We start from the raw sequence: 25,593 nt of genomic DNA, 5'->3' as shown, positions 1-25,593 counted from the left end.
GCACTTCCGCGATTCGGGCGCGACGATCTCCCCGTGACCCTGCCGCGGTGTCGTCGATCGGCTCGCTCAGTACCTCTGGGGGCACGGGTGCGCGAGCAGGGCTACCGCGACGAGCGACACGCTGCTGTCGCTCTCACCCCCGCCGGTACAACCCCGCCGGCTTCCCCGGCCCCTCCGCCCGCTTCCCCTCGGCCACCACCAGCCGCACCACCATCGCCCTCCGGAAGGTGTCCGGCTGCAACTCCACCCCGAGCACCACCTCGTGCAACCGCCGCAGCTCGGTCATCGTGAACGGCTCCGCGAGCAACCCGTGCGGGTCCGGCCGGTCACGGTGGTCCTCCCGCAGCTGTGCCACCGCGTACTCGAGGATGTCGTCGTGCGCGTGCACCATCGCCCCCGCTGCCGCGACGGGCACCAGGCGAGCCCGTGCGGAGTCGATCGTCAGGGCAGCGGCGGGCACGACGTCGAGGTGCGCCACGGACAGCACCCACCCCCGCGAGTCCCGCGCCGGGTCGTCGAACACGTGGAGCTGCCGTGGTGCGAGCCCCTCGACGCCAGCCTTTTCGCGGAGGGACCGCAGCACCGAGTCGGCGAGCCGTTCGCCCTCGTGCACGAACGTCCCGGGCAGCCGCCAGTCACCGTCGACGGCGTCGCGGACCTGCAGCACTGACAGCTCGCCGTCGACGACGGTCATGACCGCGGTGTCGACCGCCACGGAGGGGTGCGGGTAGTCCGCCAGGCGCTTGCCGCTCGGGTCGCGGTACTCGGTGTCAGCCACGGCCAGGAGTTTACGCGCACTTGCGCTAATCGCCAGGGCATTGCAAGATCGGATTAGCGCGGAACTGCGCTAATCTGCATCCGGAGGCCTCGCCATGAACGAGCACACCACGATCCTCGACCGCGCCGTCGGCGCCGTCCTCGGCTCCGCCGCCGGTGACGCCCTCGGCGCGGGCTACGAGTTCGGCCCGCCCGTCCCGGAACCGACGCCGATCCTGATGCAGGGTGGCGGCTCGTTCGGGTGGCGACCAGGGGAGTGGACGGACGACACGAGCATGGCCGTGCCGATCCTCCAGGCCGTCGCCCGAGGTGACGACCCGGCTGCGGAAGCCACCCTCGACGGCTTGGTCGTCGCCTGGGCGCGGTGGGCGCAGACCGCACCCGACGTCGGGATCCAGACGAGGAGCGTCCTGGGCGGTCTGGAGGCTCGGACCGCCTCCGCCAGCCGCGTTGCTGCCCGCCAGGTGCACGAGTCGACCGGCCGGTCGGCCGGCAACGGGTCGCTGATGCGGACCGTGCCGTTGGTCGTTGCGTACCTGCGCGGCGACGACGGCGAGGAGGAGCGGCTCGCCACGGCGGCCCGCGCCGTCAGCGACCTGACCCACCACGAAGCGGACGCGGGGGACGCGTGTGTGCTGTGGTGCGTCGCGATCCGGCACGCGGTGCTGCACGGCGAGCTCGACGTCCTGCGGGGGCTGGACCTGCTCGCGCCGGCGGCTCGACGGACGTGGACCGAGCGACTCGTCGCCGCGGAGCACGCGGAGCCGGTGGCCTTCACCGCGACGAACGGGTGGGTCGTGTCGGCACTGCAGGCGGCCTACGCGGCAGTGCGGTCGTCGACCTCGCTCGAGGACGCCCTGGTCCGCGCAGTCCGGTCGGGCAACGACACGGACACGGTCGCGGCGATCGCCGGTGGCCTCGCAGGTGCGCTGTACGGGGCTGCGGCGCTGCCTGAAGAGTGGCGAGCCGTGCTGCACGGGTGGCCGGAGCTGCGGGTGGACGACCTCGTGGCGATGTCGGAGCAGGCGGTCGGCGGGCGCTGACCGGTGGCACTGGTGGCGGCGTCGGAAGCTGCCGTGGGGGGAGCTTCCGACGCCGGACCCGGTGCTACGCGACGCTGCTGCGGCTGCGGAAGACGCCGACGCGCACGAGCCAGACGTACATCAGGCACCCGATGCAGACGTCGAACGCCGCGTTGAGGAACGCGGCGACCAGGGCGACGGCAGCGCCGACCGGTGCGGCGTAGGGGACGCCGAGGAGCGCCAGGACGAGGGCGACACCGGTCACGACGAGTCCGACGCGCTGGGCGAAGGTCGGGGGCTCGGGCGCTTCGAGTTCGGCGGGCGGGCCGAGCCGCGGGCGCACCAGGTGGCGGAACACGGCGCCGTACGGGTGGCGGGCGATGCCGGCGAGACCTCCCCAGGCGAAGAGCGCGGTGATGACGGCGAGCAGCACGATGCCGATCGTCCGCGTGCTGTCGTTGAGGGTGAGGACGATGTCGAGCGCGAGGAGGACCGTCGTGATCGCGGCGCCGAAGCGGGGCGAACGGGGGTCGATCCCTCGGGAGGGTGCAGGGCTGGTGGTCATGGGTGCTCCTCGGTGAGGACGGCGTCGAGCGCGGCGATGAGTTCGGGCTGGCGGGGCGGTCCACCGAAGCGGGCTCGGACGGTCTGCGTTCCGTCCACGAGGAGCACGGTCGGGGTCTGCATCACGTCGAAGCGCCGGGCGAGCTCCGGGCGTTCGGCGAGGTCGATCTCGAGGCGGCGGACTCGGGCCGGATCCTGTGCCGTGCCCGACTTCGACGCGGCGACCGCGTCGAGTTGCCGCGCCGTGGCGGGGCAACGTGCGCAGGTGGGCGTCGAGAACTGGAGGAGCGTGGCGGCGGTGCCGAACGCCTCCCGGTCGGCGAGGTCGGTCACCGTTGTCGCATCGCTGCCTCGGGACGTGACCATGCGCGCTCGGCCGGTGCGGCTGCGGAGCAGCAGACCGAGGATCGTCGCGACGGCGAGGACGCCGGCGACGATCGCGAGTGAGAGGGCGACAGTCATGGTCTGGACACTACGTCGCGTGGCCCGCTGGACCAAGGGTGTTGAGCGGTGTGACTAGTCCGGAACGCCCAGCCGCTCGCATTCCGCCCACTGCTCGGGGCGGCGCTTGTCCAGCCATGCGGTGAACTCGCGGTAGCCGCGGTAGTTCGTGAAGACCATGAACTGCTTCTTCCGCCGCTCGTTCCAGGCGGTGAGGCTGATGAACGTCACACTGCCGTTCGACTGCTTGCCGAGACGGAGCGTGTGGATGTCCTCGACTTCGCGGCGGTGGAACTTCCCGAAGCCGGACTTCACGTCGTAGTGCCGGTCGTAGACGTTGATCCGCCCGGCGGCGAGAGCCAGGCCAAGCAGCAAGGACCCCGCTCCGAGGACGATGAAGATGCCGAACGCGGGGCTGTCGTCCGAGCCCGCGATAATCTGGAAGACGAGCCCCGGAACACCGATCACCAGGCCGATCACGCCGAGGGCCAGGAAGATCACGCCGGGGAACAGCGGCCGGCGCACGACGATCTGCGGCGCCACCTCCGCCTTGGTCGCGCTTCCGCCCCACTGGTTGATGCTGTCGCTCATCGTTCCCCCTTCGACGGACACCGTACCGGGAACGGCGGCGCACGGTCGGCTGTCGTCTCCGTAGCATCGGGAGGATGAGCGATGACGTGACCCCAGGGCGGTACCGGCACTTCAAGGGCGGGGAGTACCAGGTTGTGCTCCTGGCACAGGACGTCGGGACCGAGGAGCCGGTCGTCGTGTACCAGGCGCTGTACGGCGAGCACGGGCACTGGGTGCGGACGCTCGCGGACTTCACCGCGCACGTGTCGCGTGACGGGTACGACGGACCGAGGTTCGTGCGCCTGGAGTCGTAGTCGTGACGGCGCGGCCGCGACCTTGGCTCAGAGCGCGGCGCGGGCCTCCTCGATCGCCGCGATGAGCCGCGGGACGCCCCACACCACGAAGCGCCCGTGCACACCGCTTCGGAGTTCGACCCGGAGCTGCCGCGACAGGCCTCGTGACACGTCGCTGAGCGAAGCGATCTCGCCCAAGGGGAAGCCGAACTGCGGGCGGACGCGGTTCACCGCGTGGCCCTCGAAGAACAGCGCGGTCGAGGTGAGGACGAGCTTGCCGCCGATCCCCTCCGTGCCCTTCCGCCCAGGCACGAGCAGGCCCAGCTCTGCCGCGACGGACTGGTCCTTCGCACCATGGTCGATGAGCAGGTTGGCGTTCTTCCGCAGCAGTGTGGTGCTGGAGTCCCCGGGTTCCATGTGGCAACCGTACGGGAGGCTGCTGCACGCGCCAGTGACGTCGGTGCCCGCCCCTACCCTGGACGGACATCGACAGCAGGGAGCGCAGTGCAGATCACCGAGGACGGACGAGCCCTGCTCAGCCCCAGCGACCTCACCACGTGGGCGACCTGCGAGTGGGCGTTCCTCCGCCGCCTCGACGCCAAGCTCGGCCGCGGCGAACCCCTGCCCGACGAGCACGACGACATGCTCGACCGGACAGCCCGCCTGGGGGACCAGCACGAGCTCGACTACCTCGAGATCCTCAAGGAAACCCACGACGTCGTGGAGTTCGACCGTCCGGCCCCGTCGCAGTACCGGGAGGCGGCAGCCGCAGCGCTCCAGGCCATGCGGGACGGCGCCGACGTCCTGTACCAACCGACGTTCCACGTCCCCGCGTCGGCGGACGGCACGGGCTTCATCGGCTTCGCGGACTTCATCATCCGCAACGACCGCGGTGAGTACGAGGTCTACGACACCAAGCTCGCCCGCCACGCCAAGATCAGTGCCCTGCTGCAGCTCGCCGCCTACGCCGAGCAGATGCGTGCGCACGGCATCCCGACCGGGCAGCAGGTACACCTGGTCCTCGGCGACCGGACGACGACCACGCACGAGCTGGCCGACATCGTCCCGGTGTACCGCACGCAGTGGGCGGAGTTGATCCGGGTGATCGCCGAGTGGCTGGCCGCCGACGAGCCGATGCAATGGGGCGACCCCCGCTACTCCAGCTGTGGGCGGTGCTCCGCCTGCCAGCAGGAGGTGCAGCGACACCGCGACCTGGTCCTCGTCGCCGGCATGCGCCTGGACCAGCGGACGAAGCTCATCCGGCAGGGTGTGCGGTCGATCGACGACCTGGCGGTCCGGACCGCACCGGTGGCGACCATGTCGAAGACGACGCTGGATCGTCTGGTGCGGCAGGCGAGCCTCCAGATCGAGACGGAGCGACAAGCCGGACAAGCCGGACAAGCCGGACAAGCAGGGCCCGCCTTCGACGTCCTCGACCCACGCGCCCTCGACGCGATCCCAGCACCGGACCCCGGCGACGTCTTCTTCGACTTCGAGGGCGACCCGCTGCACACCGAGGACGGCGTGCACTGGGGCCTCGACTACCTGTTCGGGCTGGTCGACGACCGGGCCGAGTTCCGCGCGTTCTGGGCGCACACGATCCGCGACGAGCGGCAGGCGCTCGTGGACTTCCTGGCGTACATCGCCGAGCGCCGCGAGCAGTTCCCGGACATGCACATCTACCACTACGCCGCGTACGAACGGACGCACCTGCTGTCCCTCGCGGCTCGGCACGGGGTGGGGGAGGACGCGGTCGACGACCTGCTGCGCGCCGGCGTCCTCGTCGACCTGTACCCGATCGTGCGGAAGGCGCTGGTCGTCGGCAGTCGCAGCTACTCGATCAAGAAGCTCGAGCCGCTGTACATGGGCGACGACCTGCGGCTCAGCGACGTGACGAACGCGGCCGACAGCATCACCGCCTACGTCGACGCGATCACCGAACTCCGCACCGGCGACGCCGTCGAGGGCCAGCGGCAGCTCGACCAGGTCGCCGACTACAACGCCTACGACTGCCGGTCGACGCTGCGCCTCCGCGACTGGTTGCTGGGCCTGCGCGCTGAGCACGCGCACGACGCCACGACGACGACCGAGCTGGAGGGCCTCCCGCCCATCCCCGTCGAGCGCGAGCCGAACCCGGTGTACGTCGCGCTGGCCGCCGAGACGGCGGACGTCGACGCCCTCGACCGCACACCGGACCAGACCGCGCTGGCGCTCGCCGCGGCCGCGATCGACTACCACCGCCGCGAGGCGAAGACGTTCTGGCAGGACCACTTCGATCGCCTGCGCAACCCGGTCGACGAGTGGGCCGACACCCGCGACGTGCTCGTCGTCGAACGCGCCTCCGTCGAGCGGGACTGGGCGACACTGCCGCGAGCCCGCTCACAGTCGCGGGAGATCCGGTTGTCGGGGACGCTCGCGCCCGGCTCCAGGCTCCGGCCGGGAGGCTCGCCCCACCTCGTGTACGACGACCCACTCCCGGCGTCCATCGCCGCCCCGGGCCCCGGCTCGAAGGGCGCGACCGACCGCGCCACCATCCTGGAGGTGTGGGACAACGGCGACGCCACCGAGGTGCTCGTCCTCGAACGACTTCCCGTCGGCGGTGGCGAGCCGCACACCGGGTTCCCGGTCGCCCTCGCGCCGTCGTCGCCCCCGCGGGCGAAGCCGCAACCCGAGGCCATCGCCGAATGGGGCGCCGAGGTGCTCGACGCGCTGCCTGCGATGCTGCCCGACCCGGCGCTCGACCTGCTGCGTCGGGTGCCGCCTCGCGGGCCCCTCGTACCGGTCGTGGGGGACGACACGGTGGGCGCCGTGGTGGCGACCCTGCTCGGGCTGGACCGGTCCTACCTGGCGATCCAGGGGCCTCCCGGCACCGGCAAGACGTACGTCGGGTCGAACGTCGTCGCACGGCTCGTGCGGGAGCACGGCTGGCGGGTCGGCGTCGTCGGGCAGTCGCATGCAACCAGCGAGAACTTCCTCGACGCGGTGATCGCCGCCGGGGTCCCCGCCGACCGGGTGGTGAAGCAGCCGAAGAGCGGCGCTGACCCCGAAGACATCGAGGCCGCCGAGTGGACGCCGGTGAAGAACGGCGCGGCGATCGCGGCGTTCCTGCAGTCCTGCGCCGACACCGGCACCGGGGGAGTCGTCGGCGGGACGGCGTGGACCTTCGCGAACGAGTCGACCATCGCGCGGCACTCCCTGGACCTGCTCGTCGTCGACGAGGCGGGGCAGTTCTCGCTCGCGCCGACCATCGCCTCGGCGATCGCCGCCACACGCCTGCTGCTCCTCGGCGACCCGCAGCAGCTGCCGCAGGTGTCGCAGGGCTCGCACCCCGAGCCGGTCGACGAGTCCGCGCTCGGCTGGCTGGCCGACGGCGAGCACGTGCTCCCGCCGGAGTTCGGCTACTTCCTCGCGCAGACCCGGCGGATGGAGCCGGCCCTGACCGCGGCGGTGTCGGGGTTGTCCTACGACGGGCAGCTCGCGTCGATGGTGTCCGGGCGGCACCTCGACGGGATCGAGCCAGGCGTGCACCCGGTGCCCGTCGTGCACGCGGGGAACACGACCTCGTCGCCGGAGGAAGCAGCGCAGGTCGTCGCGCTCGTCGCCGACATCGTCGGGCGCACCTGGACCGACGACCGCGGCACGCGCCAGCTGACCGACGAGGACGTCATCGTCGTCGCGCCCTACAACGCGCAGGGTGCGGTCATCCGGGACGCTCTCGACCGGGCCGGCCACACCGGCACGCAGGTCGGCACCGTCGACCTGTTCCAGGGCCGGGAGGCCGTGGTCTCGATCACCTCGCTGGCCGCGTCCTCCGCGGCGGACATCCCACGCGGGCTCGACTTCTTGCTCATGCCGAACCGGCTGAACGTGGCGCTGTCGCGGGCGAAGTGGGCGGCGTACCTCGTGCACTCGCCGGCGTTGACGACAGCGCTGCCGCCGTCGATCCCGGGGCTGGCGCTGTTGTCGCGGTTCATCGAGTTGGTGGCGCCGCGGGAGTGATGTGTCGGCGTGACGCGGTCGGCGGGCGGGTCAGCTCGAGATGGCCGCTCAGCCCACGGCCGCACCGCCCCCGGCCGTCGCCGCCGTCTGACGGCTCTGCACCACGGACTTCACCGCGCCCGCGACCCAGTCCCCGTCCGTCAGCGCCTTGACGCGCTGTCGGTCGACCTTGCCGAACTGCCCGCGCATCGTCCCCGTGGCGTTGAGCAGCCCGATGAGCGCGACCGCGAACGGCGAGGGTGCGACGCCGAGGTGCAGGACGTCACCGATCTCCCCGCGCAGGAGCTTCGCCGGCCCACCGTCGCGCTCCGGCCAGCGCACCGACGCGAGGATGCCGAAGATCCGGTGCTCCTGCCGCGTCACGAGCCCGCGGTCGACGAGCCCGCCGAGGACCGACGCCCGGAGCGTCACGTTCGCGTTGCGGGACACCCAGGAGGCGGGTCGGCGCGGCGATGGCGAGAGATCGATCTGTTCCTTCATCCCGTCGATCACCGGGTCACCGACGGGAGCGGACTTCGCCGGGATCACCTTGCGTCCGTCGAACTGCAGCACTCCGCGGAGCGCCAGGTCACCGAGCACTGCACCCGCGGCTCCGGGGTCGAACGTCTGGCCCGTGGTGGCGAGCTTGCCGTCCGGGCGCAGGAGCAGCAGCGCGTACGCCTGCGGCAGCGTCAGCTGGGCGGACATCGTCAGTCCTCGTCGGCCTCGGTCGGCACGCCGCCGATGCCCGCGCGCAGTCCGGCGACGACGTCGGCCTGCAGGAAGTTCGCCGCTTCGGCGCTGGTCGGGTCGACGACGATCCCGAACTCCTCGGGCAGCGCGGTGACGAGTTCGGCCATCGGCATCGCGCGTGCTTCCAAGCCCGGGAGGCTCGTGGCCAGCTGGGCAGGATCGGTGAAGACCGGCACGAACGGACGGTCGCGCAGGACGACGTGCGCCACGCTGCCCTCCTCGGGTTCACCGCTGGTGCCGGCGGCCTTCCACGGAACCCAGGCAGCGCTGCCGAGGAACCCCTCCGCCGATTCGCCCATGCGTCGCCGCAGGTCGCCGGCGGCGTCGGGTCCGGTGTTCTCGGCTCCGGGCCCGAAGCTGGACCCTGTCGTTCCGTTGGCGCTCATCGCGTTCCCCTCCACGGTCGTGTCACCGGCCATGCTGCCACGCAGGACGGGCGGAACAGGTGGGGCGCGCCTCCCGTCAGGAAGGCGCGCCCCGGTGACACGGACCGCGGGAGGTCAGTACTTGGCGGACTGCCCGCCGTCGATCGGGACGACCGCGGCGTTGATGTACGACGCGTCGTCCGAGAGCAGGAAGGCGACGACCGCGGCGATCTCGGGTGCCTCGCCGTAGCGCTTGGTGGGGTTGATCTGGATGAACTCCTCCGCGGCCTTGCGCGGGTTCTCCGGGTCGATCTGCTTCATCGAGTTCTCGACCATCGGAGTCCAGATGGCGCCCGGCGCGATCGCGTTGATGCGGATGCCGAACTCGCCGTACTCGACGGCGGAGTTGCGGGTCAGGCCGACGACGCCGTGCTTGGCGGCCGCGTAGCCGGACTGGTTGCCGACGCCGCGGATGCCGCCGACGCTGGCGGTGTTGACCACCATGCCGGAGCCCTGCTGGCGCATCACGGCGAGGACCTTCTCGAGGCCCAGGAACACGCCCCGGAGGTTGATCGAGACGACCTTGTCGAACTCGGCGACGGTGAACGACTCGGTGAGGTTCTGCTTGCCCTCGATGCCGGCGTTGTTGAAGAAGCCGTCGATGCGGCCGAAGCGCTCGACCGTGGCGGCGACGTAGGCGTCGACCTGCGCTTCGTCGGAGACGTCGGCGATGGTGGTGAGGACCTCGGCGTCGGGAGCGGCGTCGAGCACGGCGGACTTCGTGGCCTCGAGGCCCTGCTCGGAGACGTCGACGAGCGCGAGCTTCGCGCCCTCGGTGGCCAGACGGACTGCGGTCGCACGGCCGAGGCCGGAACCGCCGCCGGTGATGAGGACGACGCGGTCGGCGAAGCGGGTGCTGGTGCTCGTGGAGTTGGGGTCGGTCATGTGGTGGAGGCCTCCTGCGGTCTTCGACGATGAAGGGCTCGGGGTCCGGGGAGCGTCCGTGTCACGGCGCGGCGCTGAGCGGCGAGTCCAGGGCCGGCGGCGTCCGCCGGACGAGACTTACGCTACAGGTGTTGTCTGACTGCGAGCGGTGTGCGCCGTCCGTCAGCAAGTGGTGAGGACTCGCTCCATCGCGTCCCGCTCGGCGGGCACGACCCAGAGCCGGTACTTCGCCTTGACCGTGATCTGGTGCTCGACGTACTCGCAGCGGAAGTCCTTGGCCGCGGGCAGCCAGGTCGCGGCGTCGGCGGAGCGCTTCTGCGAGTTCGAGTGCCCGTCGACCGCGAACAGGTTCTCGGGGTCGTTCGCCAGGGCCTGCCGTTCGGCTCGGGACAGCTGCTGCGCCCCGGTGCGCCAGGCGTTCTCGAGCGCGACGACGTGGTCGATCTGCACCAGGGTCGAGGTCGTGTTCCCCCGCACGAACGCGATCTCGCCACCGGTGTACGGCGAGACGAGGTCGCCGGACAGTACCTTGCAGGGCCCCTGGCGGACGATGTCGGTCAGGTCCCGCGCCAGGACGTCGTTCCGGGTGTCGCAGCCGTTGTGGTCGACGTCCAGCCAGGGGGTGCCGAAGTCGGCCTCCCGGTCGTAGCCGGTCGCGGGCGCCTTCCCCTTCACCGGGAGGGCGGCGAGCATCGTGCGGGCAGTGTCGGCCGACGGACTGGAGGCCCGGCTCGGCCCCGTCGTCGCGGGCGTCTGCGCCGATGTGGTCACGGTGGGACGTGGGGTGGTGCCGGGGGCGCCCGTGTCGGTGGTGGTGCTGCCGGCGCTCGTCGTCGCGTCCGCTCCGGTGGAGAGCACTCCTGACGAGAACAGCGCCCACACGCCCACCGCGAGGACGAGCGTGACGATCGAGGACTTGATGGTGGCGCGGGTGCGGCGTCGGCGGGACGTCATGTTCGGTGGTGCTCCTGGTGGTGCTCGGGGGACCCGTCGATCCTGGCGGAGGCCGCCGACACGCTGGGACGCACGCGCCGCAGTCCGCGTAGGCAGGAGCCATGACCGACTACGCACAACCGTCCGTGCCCGTCACCGGAGGCTCGATGCCGCTCCTCGGCTTCGGCACCTGGCAGATCGAGGAGCCCGATGCTCCCGCCGCGGTCGCCGCCGCCCTCGAGGCCGGCTACCGCCACATCGACACCGCGACCGGCTACCGCAACCAGCGCGGTGTCGGCAAGGCCATCGCCGACTCCGGCCTGGCACGCGAGGACCTCTTCATCACGACGAAGCTGCCGCCGGACAACGCCGACCGTGTCCGTGAGACGATCGAGGAGAGCCTGGACCAGCTCGGCCTCGACCACCTGGACCTGTGGCTCATCCACTGGCCGCCGAACGGCGAGGCACGTCCCGACGTGTGGCAGCAGCTCGTCGAGGCGCAGCAAGCGGGGCTGACGCGGGCGATCGGTGTGAGCAACTACTCGCTCGAGCAGATCGACGAGTTGATCCAGTCGACGGGTGCGACGCCGGCCGTGAACCAGATCCGCTGGAGCCCGGTCGAGTTCGACCGCACGGTCGCGGACGGGCTCCGGGACCGCGGTGTGGTGCTCGAGGGCTACAGCCCGTTCAAGGCGAGCAACCTGCAGGACCCGACGCTCGTGGAGATCGCCGAGGCCCACGACGCCGATGCCGCACAGGTCATCGTCGCCTGGCACGTCGCCCACAAGTTCGTCGTCATTCCGAAGTCGTCGAACCCGGACCGCATCCGGTCGAACGCCGCCGGCGCGACGCTCGAGCTGAGCGCCGACGAGATCGCCCGCATCGACGGTCTCGCCGCCTGACCCGTCCCGAGCGGCCGTCCGCGCGAGACGCCGCCGAGCCCCTGAGACGCCGCCGAAGTCCGCGGCGTCTCGAGCGTTCGGCGGTGTCTTGCCGAGATCGGCGCGTCGCGACGGTGAGCAGAGCGATGCCCGGCGTCGGAGTCACCCGGCCGCTGGCAGCACGTCCCGCCAAGCAGGCCCTGGTTCCGGAACTGCGTCCTCGGCTGGCTCGTCGACGACCGAGAAACCGACCCGGCGCGCTGCAGCAGCCAGCCGTTGATCGAGCGTGGCGATCGCGGTGCTCGTGCGCATCGCGACTGCGGCCTCCTGCCGATCGAGCCAACCGATCAGGATGTTGGCGTCGAGGGTCGGCACTCGCCGGTCGTCCGTAGCCGCTCGAGGTACCCCGCGGGGTAGTGCCCGGCCCCGTTGCCAGCCACCAGCTTGAGACGGTGTCCGTTGGGCAGCACGAACTCAGCGGTGCCGGAACCCAGCCGGCGGACCGCGACAGTGTCCGGTTCCCTCGCAGCCACCATGCTCAGGTGGGACGACCCGGAGGCATCGGAGAACGGAGTCGCAGTGCGGGGGTCGGAAGTCTCGATGAGCATTCCCGGAAGCTAGTCAGCTCCAGGCCTCCAGACCGAGGACTTCGCATCCCACATCTCGCCGCAGGGTCAGGCCAGCAGCGACCGGATGTCCTCTGCGCTCAACCCCTCGGCGAACAGCGCATCGTCGTCGATCATCGTGGCGAACAGCTGGGCCTTCCGCTGCGCGAGCGCGAGGACCTTCTCCTCGATGGTGTCCTCCGCGATGAGCCGCTCGACGGTCACGGACCGGGTCTGCCCGATGCGGTGCGTCCGGTCGACGGCCTGGTTCTCGGCGGCCGGGTTCCACCACGGGTCGAGGACGAACACGGTGTCGGCCTCGGTCAGGGTGAGCCCGAACCCACCGGCCTTCAGCGAGATGAGGAACGCCGGGGCGGTGCCGTCCCGGAAGCGGTCGATGACGACTCCTCGGCGGCGGGTGGAGCCGTCGAGGTACTCGTACGCGACCCCGCGTTCGTCGAGCGCTGCGGACACCATCTTGAGGAACGAGGTGAACTGGCTGAACACCAGCGCCCGGCGTCCCTCGGCCGCCAGGGTCTCGAGTTCGTCGAGGAGCAGGTCGAGCTTCGCGCTGGGCACGTCGCCGTGGTCGTCCGACACGAGTGCAGGGGACAGGGCGAGCATCCGCAGCAGGGTCAGCGAGCGGAAGACGATCATCCGGTTGCGGTCCAGGTCGTCGACGAGGTCCAGGACCTTCAGCCGCTCCCGGTTCAGCGTCTTCTCGTAGAGGTCGCGGTGTGCCGGGTCGAGGGTGACCCGGACGACCTGTTCGACCTTCTCGGGCAGGTCCGCGGCGACACTCTCCTTCGTCCGACGGAGCATGAGCGGTCGGATGCGTCGCCGGAGTCGGTCGGTCAGCTCCTTGCGGGCCGCTCCGCGGAGCTCGGGCGAGGCCAGCGGCTTCACGTAGTCGTCGCCGAACCGCGTCCACGACGACAGCAGCCCGGGGGCGACGACGGCGAACAGTGCCCAGAGGTCGGCGAGCCCGTTCTCGAGCGGCGTGCCGGTGATCGCGATCTTCACGGGGGCGCGGAGTTCGGCGGCCACGCGGTGGGTCTGCGACTGCGGGTTCTTGACGAACTGCGCCTCGTCGAGGAGCAGCGCCGACCAGCTGAGATCGAGGTAGGCGGGTGCGTCGAGCCGGAGCAGGGCGTAGGAGGTGACGACGACGTCCGACGCGGCGGCGGTCCGGGCGACCCGCGCGGAGTCCTTCAGCGAGGTGCCGGCGATCGTGGTGACGCGCAGCGACGGGACGAACTTCGCCGCTTCGTCCGCCCAGTTGCCGACGACGGAGGTGGGCGCGACGACGAGGAAGGGTGGTGCCTCCGGGTCGGCGGCCCGTCGGTCGGCGATCATCGCGAGCGCCTGCAGCGTCTTGCCCAGGCCCATGTCGTCGGCGAGCACCCCGCCGACGCCGTGTTCGACCAGGAACGTCAACCACGCGTACCCGTCGCGCTGGTACGGCCGGAGGTCGGCCTGCACGGTCGCCGGCACGACGGCGTCGGCCGGCGCCGTCGCGTCGAGCAGGCGCCCGGCGATCTCCTTCCACCGTGCGTCGTGCTCGGTCTCGTCGGCGAGCTGGTCGAACTCCGACCAGAGCGAGGCCCGGTACGGCGTCACGGTGAGCGGCTGCTCGGGTTCCCACTCGTCGAGCTCGCGGGCTTCCTCGATGACCTCCTTGAGACGGTCGAACGCGGGGTCGGCGAGCGACAGGTACGAGTTGTCGACGAGCTTCATCCGCCGGTCGCGCTTGGCGAGCGCCCGGAGCAGGGGCGTGAACGGGACCTCCTTGCCGTTCACGCTGACGAAGATGCCGAGGTCGAACCAGTCGTGCTTGTCCGACGGCATCGTCGTGACGCGGATGTGCGGCCGCCCGGTCAGGCGCTCGTAGTCGACACGCTCACCCTGCACGACGACGCGGACGCCGAGTGCGGGCAGCGCCGGCAGCAGTTCGTTCGCCAGGACGGCGACGTCGGCCCCGTCGATGGTCCCGTCCTGGAACCACTCGAGTCCGCCACCGGGGCCGGGAGGCTCGGATCGCCCGTCCCGATCGGCCTGCGTCCCCGACGTGGCCTGCTCCACAGCAGCAGCATCGGCGTCAGCGACGTCGTCCGCCGCGCGCACGCTCCCGAGCTCCGGCAGCGGCCCGTGCAGGGACACCGGGTCCTTCCGGCCGTCGACGCTCCAGCGCCACTGCAGGTGTGCGCGGTCGTCGGTGCGCGGTGCCCGGGCCGGTTCGAACGTCACGGTGAGCACGAGTTCCGGTGGCGTCCGTTCCGGCAGCTCGAGTGACCCGTCGGAGCTGACGAGTCCGAGCGACCCGCGGAGCTTCGGCGACCAGTCGGCCAGGAACTCGTCGACCTCGTCCGCGGGGACGGTGATGCGTGATGCCTCGACGAGCATCTTCCGCTGGTCCTCCGGCACGGCTGCAGGGGTCGGGGCGAGCGTCACGCGGAACTCGGGCGACTCGCGGAACGCGTACACGCCGTGGTCGCCGACGACCCGCGCGGTGCCCTCGGCGAGCGGACGCCCGTCGATCACCGCGCTCGCGCCGATCAGCAGCCCCTCGGCGGTCCGGGCAGCGTCGAGCAGGACCCGGGCGTCGAGGCCGAGGTCGACCCCGCCCTCCCGCTTGCCGGTGACGAACGCGATGCCGAGCGGCTCGGCCTGTCGCAGCAGCGGCCAGAGGAGCGGACTGCGGAAGTCGTCGAGGTGGATCCAGTCGCTCTCCCCGGGCAGTCCCGCGAGCACACCCGCCCGGTGCAGCGCCTGGAACTGCATGAACCACGCGTGCTGGTCCGGCTCGAGTCCCAGCCGGTTCATCGAGTAGGGCAGCGCGCCCCAGGTGAGCTGCCCGCGCACCCAGTTGCCCGCTGCACTCCGGCTGACCGGGCGCACGCCGAGGCGCACCGCCCGACTGGCGACGGGCATCGTCCGGCCCGCAGCACGGGCACGTCCGGTGAGTCGGGCCGGCACCGCGTCGCGGAGTTCGAACTGGAGGCCCATCCCGCCACTCGCAGGCACGGTGCCGGAGCGGGTGGTCCCGTCGTCGTCACCGGCGAGGCGGGCGAGGTCGCGCCTCCAGTCCGGGGTCGGCGGGGTGGGCGCCTGCGCGCGGGGGCCGGCCTGCGCGGCGAGGGCACGGGCGTTGATGGTGAGGAGTGCGGCGGCGACGTGCTTGCACTCACCGCCGAGCGGGCAGGTGCAGCGACTGCGGACCGGACGGACGAACTCGCCGCGGGCGATGGTCGTCTCGACCTGCACGTCGTACGGGTCGTCGGCGCTCCCGCTGACCGTCGCGGTGATCGTGCCGTCCTCGTGCCAGGTGGCGTCCTCGACCAGGCCGGCGCGCACGACGTCACGGGCGCGGCCGAAGGTCTGCGGCCCGACGAAGCGGATGACGTCGACGGCGTCGATCATCGGGGCTGCTGGCACAGGGACATCGTGCCAGGCCCCGCCGACGCTCGTCGTCCGGGTGGCGTTGGTACGGTCGGACGAGCGCCGGAGGGGCGCAGAAGACGAGGGGGAACACATGTCGAGGAAGAGCATCCAGCAGGGCGCGACCGGGGTCGTCGTGGCGCTGCTCGCCGCGGTCGCACTGACCGGCTGCGCGGGCGGCGGGGACACGGAGACCGCCGAGGGCACGCCGACGCCGACGCGCGCGGCCGGGACGCCGGGCAAGGCGACCTGCGAACTGCTCGGGACCGACGGCGGAACGGTCTCGATGACCGAGACCGCCGACTCGTACACGATCGAGTTCCGAGGCGTCCCGCGGGACGCGGCGGACGACCGGACGTCCTACAGCGTGCAGGTCGACGACGACGACCGGCAGGCCTACGCCGGCATGCTCATGAGTTGGGACCGGGACGTGCTGCGGAACTACGGCACGACGGACGACCCGGAGGCCGACGAGGTCGAGGTCGACGGGGAACCCGAGGAGACCGGCGACGTCGTACGCGGCACGTTCCCGAAGGTCGCGGACGGCCCGGCCTCGTGGTGGTCGCCCGAGTACACGACGATCACGGATTCCGGGGTGCAGCGTCACGTGTGCACCGAGGACGGCCAGGTCGTGCCGTACACGGCGCTGGCGGCCGGGTAGCAGGCGGTCGCCGCGCTGTCCGGGCCGTCGTCCGGATCAGGTCACGCCCGTTCGGGGGCTGGTTCGCATCCGCTTTGGTGAGACATCATCGGGAGCATCATGCTGCAGTCACTCGTCTACATGAGCTCGGCCACCCAGCCGTTCGACGACCCCGCCCTCGACGAGGTCCTGAACTACTCGCGCGAGCGGAACACCGCCGACGGTCTCACCGGCATGCTCGTGCACCGCTCCGGTCGGTTCATGCAGCTGCTGGAGGGTCCGCACGACGCCGTCATCGCCACCTACAGCCGGATCGTCGGCGATCCGCGCCATGACGAGGTCCGACTGCTGGTGGAGGAGTCGATCCACACCCGTCGGTTCCCGGAGTGGACGATGGCGTTCGACCGCGACGAGCAGGTCGAGCCGCCCGAGGGGTTCGACGAGTTCCTGACCTCCGGCGACGCCAGCGCCGATGCGAGCCGAGCGCGGGAACTGCTGCGCTGGTTCCGCAACCACCCGATGGCGGCGCCGACGGCCTCGCTCGGCAAGCACCGACGCGACTGACACTGCGCACCGCCACACGCAGCGACCCGACCACCCCCTGGATGGTCGGGTCGCTGTGGTCTGGTCGCTGTGGTCCGGGGGGCAGTGGTCTGCGGTCAGCGGTCCGCGGGCTGGGCGAGCTCGCTGTGCTTCCGCGAGTACCCGAAGTACACGCCGAGCCCGATTGCGAACCACACCGCGAACCGCACCCACGTCTCCCACTGCAGGAACGAGACGAGCCACAGTGACGCCAGCACGCCGATGGCGGGCACGACCGGCATGAAGGGCATCCGGAACTGCCGGTCGAGATCCGGCTGCCGGTAGCGGAGCACGATGACCGCGGTGCAGACCACGACGAACGCCAGCAGGATGCCGATGTTGGTCAGTTCGGCGACGACCCCGATCGGCAGCACCCCGGCCAGCACGGCCGACGCGATGCCGAGGATCCAGGTGACCCGGGTCGGCACGTGCCGCTTCGGATCCGTCTTCGCGAACCACTTCGGCATCAGCCCGTCGCGGCTCATCGAGAACCAGACGCGCGAGGCACCGAGCATGAACGTCACCAGGACGGTGACGATGCCGACGATGGCACCGATCGCGATGACGTTCGCGACGCCGCCGAGCCCGACCGACGCGAACGCCGACGAGAACCCGGACGCCGGGTCGATGTCCTGGTAGTCCTGCATCCCGGTCAGCACGAGCGTGGCGAGGACGTAGAGCACCATCGAGATGCCGAGGGACAGCAGGATCGCCTTCGGCATGTGCTTGCGGGCGTCGGTGGACTCCTCGGCAGCGGTCGACATCGCGTCGTAGCCGAACACGGCGAAGAACACGGTCGCGGCGCCGGTCATCACCCCGCCGAACCCGAACGGGAAGTACGGCGAGTAGTTCGCGCTGTCGATGTGGAACACCCCGAGCACGACGATCAGGACGACGAGCGCGACCTTGATCCCGACCGCGACGAACTCGAAGCGTGCGGCGCTCCGGATGCCCCGGGTGAGGACGAACGCGGTGAGCAGGCAGAGCGCGATCGCGAAGACGTCGACGACGTGCCCGTCGCCGGTGCCGGGCGCGCCGAGCATCCAGGCGGGCAGGTCGATGCCGAACTGGCCGACCAGGAACCCGACGTAGCCGGAGATGCCGATCGCGACCACCGCCACGATCGCCGTGTACTCGAGCAACAGGTCCCAGCCGATGAACCAGCCGACGATCTCGCCGAGCACCGCGTACCCGTACGTGTACGCGCTGCCGGCCTTCGGGATGAGCCCGGCGAACTCCGCGTAGGACAGCGCTGCCGCAGCACTCGCGATGCCGGCGACGAGGAACGAGATGAGGACGGCGGGTCCGGCGACACCGTTCGCGACCGTGCCGGCGAGGGTGAAGATCCCGGCGCCGATGATGCCGCCGATGCCGATCGCGGTGAGCTGCCAGAGGCCGAGGTGGCGCTTCAGGCCGCCCTCGCCCCCGGAGTCGTCGTCGATGGTGTCGATCGGCTTCCGTCGGAACAGGGTCGAGGGGTTCGGCGTCGTTGCCATGCGGCCATCCTGCACCCGTTCCGGCGGAACGGTACCGGTCGTTCCAGGTGCATCGAACCGGACGGAGCACGGGCCTCCCGGTCGGCCGACGTGCCCGCGTGACGGACCGTCAGCGTTGCGCGTACGGCCACCAGAACGGCGGCGGGAGCGCCCCGCCGGTCAGGATGACCAGACCCTGGTAGCCGAGCATGCCGACGCCGAGCAGGCCGAGGACGGCTGCGGCCCACGCCCACCGGCGGGCACCACGGTGTCGGCGGCCGCGGCCGATGGTGACCGCTCGCCAAGCCGAGAGGAGCCCCAGGCCGCCGAAGAGGAAGCCGATCGCGAGGTGGCGGCCGACGCCCTCGGCGGGCAGGATCAGCCCCTGCAGGAACGCGAAGCCGCCCAGCAGCACGGCTGCGGTGGCGGGGGCGGCCGGGGGTTCGTGGTCGCGTGCGCGGGCCATGTCTCGACCGTACCGTCGAACGCGCGCGGTCAGGAGGAGGCACGATGGGGACCATGCGTTCCCTCCTCGGCGTCCTGGCTGGCACCGTCTCCTTCCTGGCCGGCACCGGGATCGGGGGCCGGTCGTGACACGCGCGGGCGGCGCGCGGTCCGGCCCGGATCCTGTCGGCGGCCGGGAGGCCCGTCCCGCCCTGCGCGGCGGCCGTCGCGTCGCCGACGTGGTCGCGACCGTCGTCCTGCTGCTGCTCGGTGCGGTCGCGACCGTCGTCGCGAGTCGCGGGATCCAGTTCATGGCGCTCTCGTTCGGGTCGTGCGACGCGCCCGGTAACCGGTGCGACGAAGGGCTCGGCGGCACGGTCGTGACGCTCGGCCCGGTGGTCGTCGCCCTGGTGTTCCTCGTCACCCTCGTGCTGTGTGTGCTCCGGCTGGTGCGCCGGCGGCTGGCCTGGCCGGTGGCGCTCCTCGGTCTCGGGGTGCTCGTGGTGGTCTTCGTCGTGGCACGGCTGCTCGCCGGCGGGGCGGTCTCGATCGGGATCTGATCGGTCCTGCACATCCCCGGGCACGGCGGCTGTTGTCCACAGCGGACGGCTCCGGCGCCCTCGGGAGCAGGGTGGACGGCGAGGCTGGGGGCATGCCAGACACCGACGTGCTCGAGCGACTCGAGCGAACCGCAGTCCGTACCGACGACGACGTGGTCGACCTCGTCGTCGCGCTCCTCGAGACCCCTGTCCGACGACAGTGCTGGGTGCTGTTCCTCAGCGACCGCGGCATCCCGGTGCAGCTCGTGCTGCCCGTCGCCGACCTGCCGTACCAACCCGACGACCAGGTCGAGGACTTCGGCGCCCTGGTCGAGGACGTCGTCCGACAGGTCGGCGCGGCGGAGGTCGTCCTCGCCTGGGAACGGCCGGGTGCCACGGGGTTGTTCCCGGTCGACTGGGAATGGGTCGACGCGATGGCCTGCACCCTCGACGAACACGATGTGCGGCTCCGCGGGCAGGTCGTGGTGCACGACGACGGGGCGTCCATGGTGGAGCTCGACGATGACGAGCCGGTCGCTTCGGCAGCGGCGTGAACGGCCCGGGCGCATCCCCGCGCCTGTCAGCACTGTGCCTGTCGGCGTTGTGCCGGTCAGTTCTGTGCCTGTCAGTTCTGGGGCGCTGTGTCCGGGACGGTCTCGCCGGTCAGACCCTCGACCACGCGCTTCGCCGTCGGCCAGTACTTCGCGTAGTGGTCGGGGTCGGCGTTCACCTGCACCGCGTGCGCCATCTGCGTCGGCGTCATGGTCTTCCACCCGGGCACCTTGACGAGCTTCGCGTAGAACATCGACGCCGCGGTGTACGGGTCCATGCGCTGCTCGTACGTGCCCCAGGCGCCGTTGTCCCGCTGCTGGAAGATCCCGCGGCTGTCCGGACCGACGGCGTCGCCACGGTCCAGGTTCACGAGCCCGGACTCACCGATCGCGGTCATCACGCCGACCGCCTGGGTGTGCGGGCCGATGCCCAGCTCGCGAGCGGCCCGGATCACCTGAGCGGCGTTCACCAGACGGTCCTGACAGAAGCCACCGACCGGCCCTGCCGGCACCACGACGCCACCGACGGTCTGCGCCGCCGCGGCCGGGCAGGTGAGCGCCCGGGGCGTCGCCGAGGACGACGCCAGCCCGCTCAACGAGTTCACCGCGACGACGATCAGGACGATGACCCCGATCACCGCGGCGACCACACCGACGCCGAACACCGACGCGAGTGCGATGCCGGCACGGCGCATGGTGCGGTCCTTCGTCAGGTGGAGCGGGGTGGGGGCCTCGGCGGGCTGGAGCGGGCCGGACCGGAGTCCGGTACGACGAGGCTAGGCGTTCCGACTGGACGACACACGTGCCGACATGCCCCCGGTTCGCGGCACTAGCGTGGAGCGCGGAGGGAACCATGGACACAGCGATGCAGGACCGGGCGCTCGGCGCCGTGTTGGCCAGTGCGTGCGGGGACGCCCTGGGGGCACCGTACGAGTTCGGCCCGGCACTGGCCGCCGACCACCCCGTCGAGATGCGCGGCGGCGGCCCCTTCGGGTGGGAACCGGGGGAGTGGACCGACGACACCAGCATGGCGATCCCGGTGCTGGAAGCGGTCGCGAACGGCGCCCGGTGGAACGAACCCCGCACCCACGGTCGGCTGCTCGCGGCCTGGTCCGACTGGGCGCAGGACGCGCCGGACGTCGGTGCGCAGACCCGGGCGGTGCTCGGGCGGATGTCGGCCAACACCGAGGACGCCGCGAAAGCGGCCGCCCGCGCCGTGCACGAGCAGAACGGGCAGTCGGCGGGCAACGGGTCGCTGATGCGGACGACGCCGCTCGTGCTCGGGTTCCTCGGTGACGGCGCGAAGAAGCCCCTCGCCGTCGCCGCCCGACGGGTCAGCGACCTCACCCACCACGAGGACGACGCCGGGGACGCCTGCGTCCTCTGGACCGTGGCGATCCGGCACGCGATCCGTCGGGGCCGCCTCGACGTCCGACGCGGCGTGCCGATGCTGCCGCGGGAGCGCCGGACCCTGTGGCTCGACCGGATCGCCGAGGCCGAGTCCTCGACACCCGAGGACCACACCGCCCGCAACGGATGGGTCGTCGCGTCGCTGCAGGCCGCCGTCGCCGCGATCACCCTCGGCGACGGCGTCGTGGACACCCTCGAACGTGCGGTCCGCGGCGGCGGGGACACCGACACCGTCGCCGCGATCACCGGCGGACTGGCCGGGGCGCTCGCCGGGGCGTCGGCGCTGCCGGAGCAGTGGACGGTCCTGGTGCACGGGTGGCCGGGCAAGCGACTCGACTGGATGCGTGCGCTCGCCGTCCGTGCCGTCGAGCGCACACCCGGTCCCCTCGGGATGCCGGCCCGCCGGAGCTGACGTCCGGTAGCCAGAGAGGCCCGGCACCCGTGGGGTGCCGGGCCTCATGCCTGGCCGCGGTGGAGCGGGTCAGCGGCGGGTGTCAGCGGCCGGTGTCAGCGATCGTGGTCCTCCCGGGCGTCACGCTGCACGGCAGTCGGTTCCGTGACGACTCCGGTCGGCGCCTTCTCGGCGGTCTTCCGACCGTGGGTGAACCACGTCACGAGCCAGAGGACGATGCCGAGCGCCAGCAGCGCACCGGCGATCTGGTACTGCTCCCACGCGCGGCCGGACGAGAACGGCAGCACGAGCCACAGGCAGGCGACGATGCCGATCACCGGGATCACGACCCCGGCCTTGAAGTGCCGGTGGCCGACCCGGTCGCGGCGGAGCACCAGCACCGAGGTGTTCACCACCGCGAACACCGCGAGCAGCAGCAGCGAGGTGGTCCCGCCGAGGATCACCACGATCGGCGACTCCGGGTCGAGCGACACCCAGCCGATCAGGGCCAGCGAGATCAGGGTCGTGAAGAGGATCGCGTTCGACGGGGTGCGGCGCGCGGGGGAGACCCGGCCGAGGAAGCCCGGCAGCACGCCCTGCTTGCTCATGCCGTACAGCAGCCGGGACGCCATCATCATGTTGATCAGCGCGGTGTTGGCGACGGCGAACATCGAGATGAACGGCAGGACGGCGCCGATCGGGAAGTCCGGTGCGGCGGTCTGCACGACGGTGACCAGTGGCGTCTCGTTGCCGGCCAGCTCACCGATCGGCACGACGGCCACGGCGCAGATCGACACCAGGACGTAGATCACGGCGGTGATGCCGAGGCCCGTCAGCATGACGCGGGGGAAGATCCGCGACGGGTCCTTGGTCTCCTCGGCCATGTTCACCGAGTCCTCGAAACCGACCATCGCGAAGAAGGCCAACGACGTCGCGGTCGAGATACTCAGCAGCAGGCTCTTGTCCTCGGGCGTCTCGAACATCACCACGCGCGAGAAGTCCGCGTTGCCGCCGGCGATCGCGGTGAAACCGACCAGGATCACGAGCACCAGACCCGAGAGCTCGACGAGGGTCAGCACCACGTTCGTCTTCACGCTCTCGCTGACGCCGCGGAAGTTCACCGCCATCACGGCGAGCATGAAGCCCATCGCGATGAGCATCACGACGGTGTTCGGCAGCTCCAGGCCGAACCCGACGCCGAGGTTCGCGGCGAACGCCCGTGACGCCGTCGACGCCGAGGTGATGCCGGAACACATCACGATGAACGTCACGATGAACGTGACGAAGTGGACGCCGAACGCCTTGTGCACGTAGAGCGCCGCACCCGCCGTCTGCGGGTACTTCGTCACGAGCTCGAGGTACGAGAACGCCGTGAGCAGCGCCACCGAGAACGCGATGAGGAACGGCAGCCACGCGGCCCCGCCGACCTCGGCCGCGACCTGCCCGGTGAGGGCGTACACGCCGGTGCCGAGGATGTCCCCGACGATGAACAGGAGCAGGAGTTTCGGACCGATCACACGTCGGAGCTCGGTCTGCTGCCCCGGGTCGCGCTCGGTCTTCGTCGTGGTCGCCATGCATCACCCTGTTCCTGCTGAGACGTTCCTGTCCAGTCCCACAGCAAAATCGGTCGGCCCGGACAGGGTCAGCGGCCGGTCGATACGCTGCCCTGCATGGACGAGGCGTCGACGACCACCGAAGAACCGATCGAGTTCGCGGACTTCAACGCGAAGCTGCTCGTCCTCGACGTGCTCTGCTACGACCTGGACGTCATCGAGCCCTACGACGGGGACGACGACGACGAGGACGCGGTGGTGGACGACGAGGACGTGGACGGCCAGGACGACCGGGCCCGTGAGTACTACGACGACCTCGACCTGCTGCCGTCGCAGCTCGACCTGGTCACCGAACTGACCGTCGACTCGGACCTCGAGATCCTGCAGGACCTGCACCCGGGGTGGGACGGCTCCGACGACCGCTACGACCCGCAGAACTGGGACGACCTCGTCGACCTGCCGTCGCTCAAGGTCGTCTACGCGGCGGCTCCGCTGCCGGCGCACGTGTCCGACGCGCTCGCCGCGAAGGGCGTCGAGGTCCGGTCGGCCTGACCGGCACGGCGACCGGCTGCGTCAGCGCAGTGCCGCCAACTGCTGGGTGAACTGCGTCGCACCGCCCTGTGCCGGGTGCCGGACCGCGATCGCGTCGATGCCGGCGCTCGCGAGTGCTCCCTGCGCCTTCCGACCGACCGCGACGAACCGTCGGGCGTTCACCGCCTCGGCCAGCGCGAGCGCGACCGGGGCACCGTCGCGGACCTCGGCCGGACGCGGTGTCCGGTTCGTCAGCCGGTCCGGGGCGACGAACGGGTGGTGCGGGAACACGGCCCAGAGCACTGGCAGGGGGCCGTGCCAGCCGCGCAGCGCAGCGTGCACGACCCGCGAGGACGCCTCCCACGGGGCCGTCGGCTCGGGCGGCAGCGCGAAGGGCACGTCGGCGAACAGCCCGTCGGGGTCCTGCAGCTCCCGCATGCTCGTGAACGGGATGCCGGTGTTCGTCATGCCGCGCCAGCCGGGTGCCTCGGCGACCAGGATCGTGTCGGCGGCGGGTCCGAAGCGCCGCAGGTAGCGGTCGAGGTTCGCTCGCCGCAGCGCACCGGCCGCGGGCGAGCCCGGGCCCGAAGCACCGCCGGCGACGAACAGCGCCTCGGCATCGGCAGCGGTCGGCACGCCGTCGAGGGCGTCCCAGAACGCGGTGAGGTCGAGCGCGGGTTCGAGCACCGGGTCCGACACGAGCAGCTCCGTCAGCGCCCGAGGACCCGCAGGTAGACCTGCTCGAGTCCGGCCGCCGACCGCTCCCAGCTGAGACGTTCGGCGTGCTCCCGCCCGGCCGAGGCCAGGGCAGCGGCGTACTCCGGCTCGGTCAGGATGCGCTGGATCTCCGATGCCCAGACCGCGGGGTCGCGGGACTCGAGGACCACCCCGGTCTCGCCGTCGACCACGGCTTCGCGGAGGCCTCCGGCGGCGGCGGCCACGACGGGCACCCCGGATGCGGAGCCCTCGAGCGCCACCAGGCCGTACGTCTCGGAGTGCGACGGCACGAGCACGGCCGCTGCTCCGCGGAACAGGAACGCCAGGTCGGCACGCGACTGGGGTCCGATGAAGGTGACGCGGTCGGCGATGCCCCGCGACTCGGCGAGCCGACGCAGTTCGGTCACGTGGTCGCCCGCTTCGCTCGAGGCGTCCCCGGCGATGACGAGGGTGGGGCGGGCCTCCTGGTCGATCCCGGCGATGGCCTCGATCGCCAGGTCGAGGCCCTTGAGCGGCTGCACGCGGGCCGCGGCGACCACGTAGGGGGCGGTCGCCCGGCGTGCGCCGACGCTGGCCGGTCGGAACACCGACCCGTCGACCCCCGGCGGCACGATCCAGACGCGCGCGGGGTCGCCGCCGAGTCGGGCGCGGACCGTGTGGGCCTCGGCTTCGCTGACGACGACCACGGCGTCGGACTCGCGCGCGAGGCGTTCTTCGCCGGCCATCCGACCAGCGGACTCCGGGCGCTCACCCTCGGAGAGCGGTGTCGCGCTGTCAGCGGCGATCGAGTGGAACGACTGGACGTGCGGCACGCCGCGGTCGCGGGCGACGGGCAGGGCCGCGGCGCCGGAGAACCAGTGGTGCGAGTGCAGCACGTCGAACGGCCCGAGCGCGGCCAGGCCCCGGCGGAACGGTTCGATGAAGGCGTCGTGCTCGCCCTTGGGGACCGGCTCGGCGGGACCGGCCGACAGGAACCGCAGGCACACGCCGGGCACGAGGGCGACGGAGTCCGGCTGCGTCGGCGCCGAGCGGCGGGTGATGATGTCGACCTGGTGACCGCGGTCTGCCAGGGCTTCGGCCTGGTGGCGGACCACGACGTTCATGCCACCGACCTCACCGGATCCGGGTTCGTCGCCGGGGGAGGTGTGCAACGAGACCAGCCCGATGCGCAAGGGTTCGGTCGTGGTGCTCACCG

At 71.6% G+C, this 25,593-nt stretch carries 27 protein-coding genes; 10 read left to right on the top strand and 17 right to left on the bottom strand.

The features are described 5' to 3' along the window. Positions 1-133 precede the first annotated feature (133 nt). The gene (locus DEJ33_RS17195; protein WP_258378134.1) at positions 134-778 is read right to left on the bottom strand and encodes an NUDIX domain-containing protein; all 645 of its coding nucleotides are present in this window, start codon (positions 776-778) and stop codon (positions 134-136) included. A gap of 94 nt (positions 779-872) precedes the next feature. Here DEJ33_RS17195 and DEJ33_RS08325 point away from each other — a divergent pair, with 94 nt between their 5' ends. Further along, positions 873-1,820 (top strand): ADP-ribosylglycohydrolase family protein, encoded by a 948-nt coding sequence (locus DEJ33_RS08325; RefSeq protein ID WP_111194709.1) that lies wholly within the window; start codon positions 873-875, stop codon positions 1,818-1,820. A gap of 64 nt (positions 1,821-1,884) precedes the next feature. Here DEJ33_RS08325 and DEJ33_RS08320 read toward each other — a convergent pair whose 3' ends face one another. From DEJ33_RS08320 to DEJ33_RS08310, 3 genes are read right to left on the bottom strand one after another with little or no spacing between them, the layout of a single operon-like run. Then, positions 1,885-2,364 carry a DUF4395 domain-containing protein gene (locus DEJ33_RS08320; RefSeq protein WP_111194708.1) on the bottom strand — a complete coding sequence of 160 codons (480 nt, stop codon included), beginning with the start codon at positions 2,362-2,364 and terminating at the stop codon, positions 1,885-1,887. Further along, positions 2,361-2,825 carry a co-chaperone YbbN gene (locus tag DEJ33_RS08315; protein ID WP_111194707.1) on the bottom strand — a complete coding sequence of 155 codons (465 nt, stop codon included), beginning with the start codon at positions 2,823-2,825 and terminating at the stop codon, positions 2,361-2,363. The genes DEJ33_RS08320 and DEJ33_RS08315 overlap by 4 nt, the downstream gene beginning before the upstream one ends. Before the next feature lie 54 nt (positions 2,826-2,879). Further along, positions 2,880-3,395, bottom strand: coding sequence for a hypothetical protein (locus tag DEJ33_RS08310; protein ID WP_111194706.1), 516 nt, complete (start codon positions 3,393-3,395; stop codon positions 2,880-2,882). A gap of 74 nt (positions 3,396-3,469) precedes the next feature. Here DEJ33_RS08310 and DEJ33_RS08305 point away from each other — a divergent pair, with 74 nt between their 5' ends. Continuing rightward, on the top strand, positions 3,470-3,688 hold the full coding sequence (locus DEJ33_RS08305) for a DUF1653 domain-containing protein (protein ID WP_181437280.1): 219 nt from the start codon (positions 3,470-3,472) through the stop codon (positions 3,686-3,688). Positions 3,689-3,715: 27 nt separating this feature from the next. Here DEJ33_RS08305 and DEJ33_RS08300 read toward each other — a convergent pair whose 3' ends face one another. Further along, positions 3,716-4,084, bottom strand: coding sequence for a hypothetical protein (locus DEJ33_RS08300; protein WP_146242568.1), 369 nt, complete (start codon positions 4,082-4,084; stop codon positions 3,716-3,718). 87 nt (positions 4,085-4,171) lie between these two features. On the opposite strand from DEJ33_RS08300, the gene DEJ33_RS08295 reads away from it, so the two are divergent. Then, positions 4,172-7,666 carry a bifunctional RecB family nuclease/DEAD/DEAH box helicase gene (locus DEJ33_RS08295; RefSeq protein ID WP_258378133.1) on the top strand — a complete coding sequence of 1,165 codons (3,495 nt, stop codon included), beginning with the start codon at positions 4,172-4,174 and terminating at the stop codon, positions 7,664-7,666. A gap of 48 nt (positions 7,667-7,714) precedes the next feature. Here DEJ33_RS08295 and DEJ33_RS08290 read toward each other — a convergent pair whose 3' ends face one another. The 4 genes from DEJ33_RS08290 to DEJ33_RS08275 form a co-directional block, all read right to left on the bottom strand. Further along, positions 7,715-8,353 (bottom strand): GPP34 family phosphoprotein, encoded by a 639-nt coding sequence (locus DEJ33_RS08290; RefSeq protein WP_111194703.1) that lies wholly within the window; start codon positions 8,351-8,353, stop codon positions 7,715-7,717. A gap of 2 nt (positions 8,354-8,355) precedes the next feature. Further along, the gene (locus tag DEJ33_RS08285) at positions 8,356-8,784 is read right to left on the bottom strand and encodes an SseB family protein (protein WP_181437279.1); all 429 of its coding nucleotides are present in this window, start codon (positions 8,782-8,784) and stop codon (positions 8,356-8,358) included. Between the two features lie 114 nt (positions 8,785-8,898). Further along, positions 8,899-9,708 carry a glucose 1-dehydrogenase gene (locus tag DEJ33_RS08280; RefSeq protein ID WP_111194701.1) on the bottom strand — a complete coding sequence of 270 codons (810 nt, stop codon included), beginning with the start codon at positions 9,706-9,708 and terminating at the stop codon, positions 8,899-8,901. 162 nt (positions 9,709-9,870) lie between these two features. Then, the gene (locus DEJ33_RS08275) at positions 9,871-10,662 is read right to left on the bottom strand and encodes an HNH endonuclease family protein (protein WP_111194700.1); all 792 of its coding nucleotides are present in this window, start codon (positions 10,660-10,662) and stop codon (positions 9,871-9,873) included. 101 nt (positions 10,663-10,763) lie between these two features. Here DEJ33_RS08275 and DEJ33_RS08270 point away from each other — a divergent pair, with 101 nt between their 5' ends. Further along, positions 10,764-11,543: an aldo/keto reductase gene (locus DEJ33_RS08270; RefSeq protein WP_220034465.1), complete on the top strand. Its 780-nt coding sequence runs from the start codon at positions 10,764-10,766 to the stop codon at positions 11,541-11,543. Between the two features lie 141 nt (positions 11,544-11,684). Here the strand turns inward: DEJ33_RS08270 and DEJ33_RS08265 are convergent, their stop codons facing one another. Together DEJ33_RS08265 and DEJ33_RS08260 are read right to left on the bottom strand one after the other, a co-directional pair. Beyond that, positions 11,685-11,897, bottom strand: coding sequence for a hypothetical protein (locus DEJ33_RS08265; RefSeq protein ID WP_111194699.1), 213 nt, complete (start codon positions 11,895-11,897; stop codon positions 11,685-11,687). A gap of 299 nt (positions 11,898-12,196) precedes the next feature. Then, positions 12,197-15,562 (bottom strand): DEAD/DEAH box helicase, encoded by a 3,366-nt coding sequence (locus DEJ33_RS08260; protein ID WP_146242567.1) that lies wholly within the window; start codon positions 15,560-15,562, stop codon positions 12,197-12,199. Positions 15,563-15,659: 97 nt separating this feature from the next. Here DEJ33_RS08260 and DEJ33_RS08255 point away from each other — a divergent pair, with 97 nt between their 5' ends. Together DEJ33_RS08255 and DEJ33_RS08250 are read left to right on the top strand one after the other, a co-directional pair. Beyond that, a complete protein-coding gene (locus tag DEJ33_RS08255) occupies positions 15,660-16,226 on the top strand; it encodes a hypothetical protein (RefSeq protein ID WP_111194697.1) in 567 nt (188 codons plus the stop codon). 99 nt (positions 16,227-16,325) lie between these two features. Continuing rightward, positions 16,326-16,769: a BLUF domain-containing protein gene (locus tag DEJ33_RS08250; RefSeq protein WP_220034464.1), complete on the top strand. Its 444-nt coding sequence runs from the start codon at positions 16,326-16,328 to the stop codon at positions 16,767-16,769. 95 nt (positions 16,770-16,864) lie between these two features. Here DEJ33_RS08250 and DEJ33_RS08245 read toward each other — a convergent pair whose 3' ends face one another. Both DEJ33_RS08245 and DEJ33_RS08240 read right to left on the bottom strand, forming a co-directional pair. Beyond that, positions 16,865-18,283: an amino acid permease gene (locus DEJ33_RS08245; protein ID WP_111194696.1), complete on the bottom strand. Its 1,419-nt coding sequence runs from the start codon at positions 18,281-18,283 to the stop codon at positions 16,865-16,867. 109 nt (positions 18,284-18,392) lie between these two features. Beyond that, positions 18,393-18,728 (bottom strand): hypothetical protein, encoded by a 336-nt coding sequence (locus tag DEJ33_RS08240; protein WP_111194695.1) that lies wholly within the window; start codon positions 18,726-18,728, stop codon positions 18,393-18,395. A gap of 217 nt (positions 18,729-18,945) precedes the next feature. Here DEJ33_RS08240 and DEJ33_RS08235 point away from each other — a divergent pair, with 217 nt between their 5' ends. Next, positions 18,946-19,266 carry a hypothetical protein gene (locus tag DEJ33_RS08235; protein ID WP_146242566.1) on the top strand — a complete coding sequence of 107 codons (321 nt, stop codon included), beginning with the start codon at positions 18,946-18,948 and terminating at the stop codon, positions 19,264-19,266. A 92-nt stretch (positions 19,267-19,358) separates the two neighbouring features. Next, entirely contained in the window at positions 19,359-19,799 is a 441-nt protein-coding gene (locus tag DEJ33_RS08230) for a hypothetical protein (RefSeq protein ID WP_111077687.1), read from the top strand. A 71-nt stretch (positions 19,800-19,870) separates the two neighbouring features. Here the strand turns inward: DEJ33_RS08230 and DEJ33_RS08225 are convergent, their stop codons facing one another. Beyond that, positions 19,871-20,491, bottom strand: coding sequence for a hypothetical protein (locus DEJ33_RS08225; RefSeq protein WP_111077686.1), 621 nt, complete (start codon positions 20,489-20,491; stop codon positions 19,871-19,873). Positions 20,492-20,649: 158 nt separating this feature from the next. Between DEJ33_RS08225 and DEJ33_RS08220 the strand changes: the two genes are divergently transcribed. Beyond that, positions 20,650-21,618, top strand: a complete 969-nt coding sequence (locus DEJ33_RS08220) for an ADP-ribosylglycohydrolase family protein (protein ID WP_111121718.1) — start codon at positions 20,650-20,652, stop codon at positions 21,616-21,618. A 95-nt stretch (positions 21,619-21,713) separates the two neighbouring features. Here DEJ33_RS08220 and DEJ33_RS08215 read toward each other — a convergent pair whose 3' ends face one another. After that, on the bottom strand, positions 21,714-23,171 hold the full coding sequence (locus DEJ33_RS08215; protein ID WP_111194693.1) for an APC family permease: 1,458 nt from the start codon (positions 23,169-23,171) through the stop codon (positions 21,714-21,716). Between the two features lie 96 nt (positions 23,172-23,267). On the opposite strand from DEJ33_RS08215, the gene DEJ33_RS08210 reads away from it, so the two are divergent. Then, complete coding sequence (locus tag DEJ33_RS08210) at positions 23,268-23,702, top strand: DUF6892 domain-containing protein (RefSeq protein ID WP_110903040.1); 435 nt, start codon at positions 23,268-23,270, stop codon at positions 23,700-23,702. Between the two features lie 21 nt (positions 23,703-23,723). Here DEJ33_RS08210 and DEJ33_RS08205 read toward each other — a convergent pair whose 3' ends face one another. Beyond that, positions 23,724-24,380, bottom strand: a complete 657-nt coding sequence (locus DEJ33_RS08205; RefSeq protein ID WP_258378132.1) for a uracil-DNA glycosylase — start codon at positions 24,378-24,380, stop codon at positions 23,724-23,726. Between the two features lie 11 nt (positions 24,381-24,391). Further along, positions 24,392-25,591: a glycosyltransferase gene (locus DEJ33_RS08200; RefSeq protein WP_111121720.1), complete on the bottom strand. Its 1,200-nt coding sequence runs from the start codon at positions 25,589-25,591 to the stop codon at positions 24,392-24,394. Positions 25,592-25,593 lie beyond the last annotated feature (2 nt).

The organism is Curtobacterium sp. MCPF17_047 (assembly GCF_003234045.1).
Lineage (GTDB): Bacteria > Actinomycetota > Actinomycetes > Actinomycetales > Microbacteriaceae > Curtobacterium.
The sequence above is the reverse complement of the archived record's forward strand: the minus strand, read 5'-3'. Positions and strand labels throughout refer to the sequence as shown.

Bases quoted from the DNA above. Each gene is read 5' to 3' on its own strand.
- DEJ33_RS08325 (WP_111194709.1), top strand. From the start codon at position 873: ATGAACGAGCACACCACGATCCTCGACCGCGCCGTCGGCGCCGTCCTC.
- DEJ33_RS08320 (WP_111194708.1), bottom strand. From the start codon at position 2,364: ATGACCACCAGCCCTGCACCCTCCCGAGGGATCGACCCCCGTTCGCCC.
- DEJ33_RS08315 (WP_111194707.1), bottom strand. From the start codon at position 2,825: ATGACTGTCGCCCTCTCACTCGCGATCGTCGCCGGCGTCCTCGCCGTC.
- DEJ33_RS08310 (WP_111194706.1), bottom strand. From the start codon at position 3,395: ATGAGCGACAGCATCAACCAGTGGGGCGGAAGCGCGACCAAGGCGGAG.
- DEJ33_RS08305 (WP_181437280.1), top strand. From the start codon at position 3,470: ATGAGCGATGACGTGACCCCAGGGCGGTACCGGCACTTCAAGGGCGGG.
- DEJ33_RS08300 (WP_146242568.1), bottom strand. From the start codon at position 4,084: ATGGAACCCGGGGACTCCAGCACCACACTGCTGCGGAAGAACGCCAAC.
- DEJ33_RS08290 (WP_111194703.1), bottom strand. From the start codon at position 8,353: ATGTCCGCCCAGCTGACGCTGCCGCAGGCGTACGCGCTGCTGCTCCTG.
- DEJ33_RS08285 (WP_181437279.1), bottom strand. From the start codon at position 8,784: ATGAGCGCCAACGGAACGACAGGGTCCAGCTTCGGGCCCGGAGCCGAG.
- DEJ33_RS08280 (WP_111194701.1), bottom strand. From the start codon at position 9,708: ATGACCGACCCCAACTCCACGAGCACCAGCACCCGCTTCGCCGACCGC.
- DEJ33_RS08275 (WP_111194700.1), bottom strand. From the start codon at position 10,662: ATGACGTCCCGCCGACGCCGCACCCGCGCCACCATCAAGTCCTCGATC.
- DEJ33_RS08270 (WP_220034465.1), top strand. From the start codon at position 10,764: ATGACCGACTACGCACAACCGTCCGTGCCCGTCACCGGAGGCTCGATG.
- DEJ33_RS08255 (WP_111194697.1), top strand. From the start codon at position 15,660: ATGTCGAGGAAGAGCATCCAGCAGGGCGCGACCGGGGTCGTCGTGGCG.
- DEJ33_RS08250 (WP_220034464.1), top strand. From the start codon at position 16,326: ATGCTGCAGTCACTCGTCTACATGAGCTCGGCCACCCAGCCGTTCGAC.
- DEJ33_RS08245 (WP_111194696.1), bottom strand. From the start codon at position 18,283: ATGGCAACGACGCCGAACCCCTCGACCCTGTTCCGACGGAAGCCGATC.
- DEJ33_RS08240 (WP_111194695.1), bottom strand. From the start codon at position 18,728: ATGGCCCGCGCACGCGACCACGAACCCCCGGCCGCCCCCGCCACCGCA.
- DEJ33_RS08230 (WP_111077687.1), top strand. From the start codon at position 19,359: ATGCCAGACACCGACGTGCTCGAGCGACTCGAGCGAACCGCAGTCCGT.
- DEJ33_RS08225 (WP_111077686.1), bottom strand. From the start codon at position 20,491: ATGCGCCGTGCCGGCATCGCACTCGCGTCGGTGTTCGGCGTCGGTGTG.
- DEJ33_RS08220 (WP_111121718.1), top strand. From the start codon at position 20,650: ATGGACACAGCGATGCAGGACCGGGCGCTCGGCGCCGTGTTGGCCAGT.
- DEJ33_RS08215 (WP_111194693.1), bottom strand. From the start codon at position 23,171: ATGGCGACCACGACGAAGACCGAGCGCGACCCGGGGCAGCAGACCGAG.
- DEJ33_RS08210 (WP_110903040.1), top strand. From the start codon at position 23,268: ATGGACGAGGCGTCGACGACCACCGAAGAACCGATCGAGTTCGCGGAC.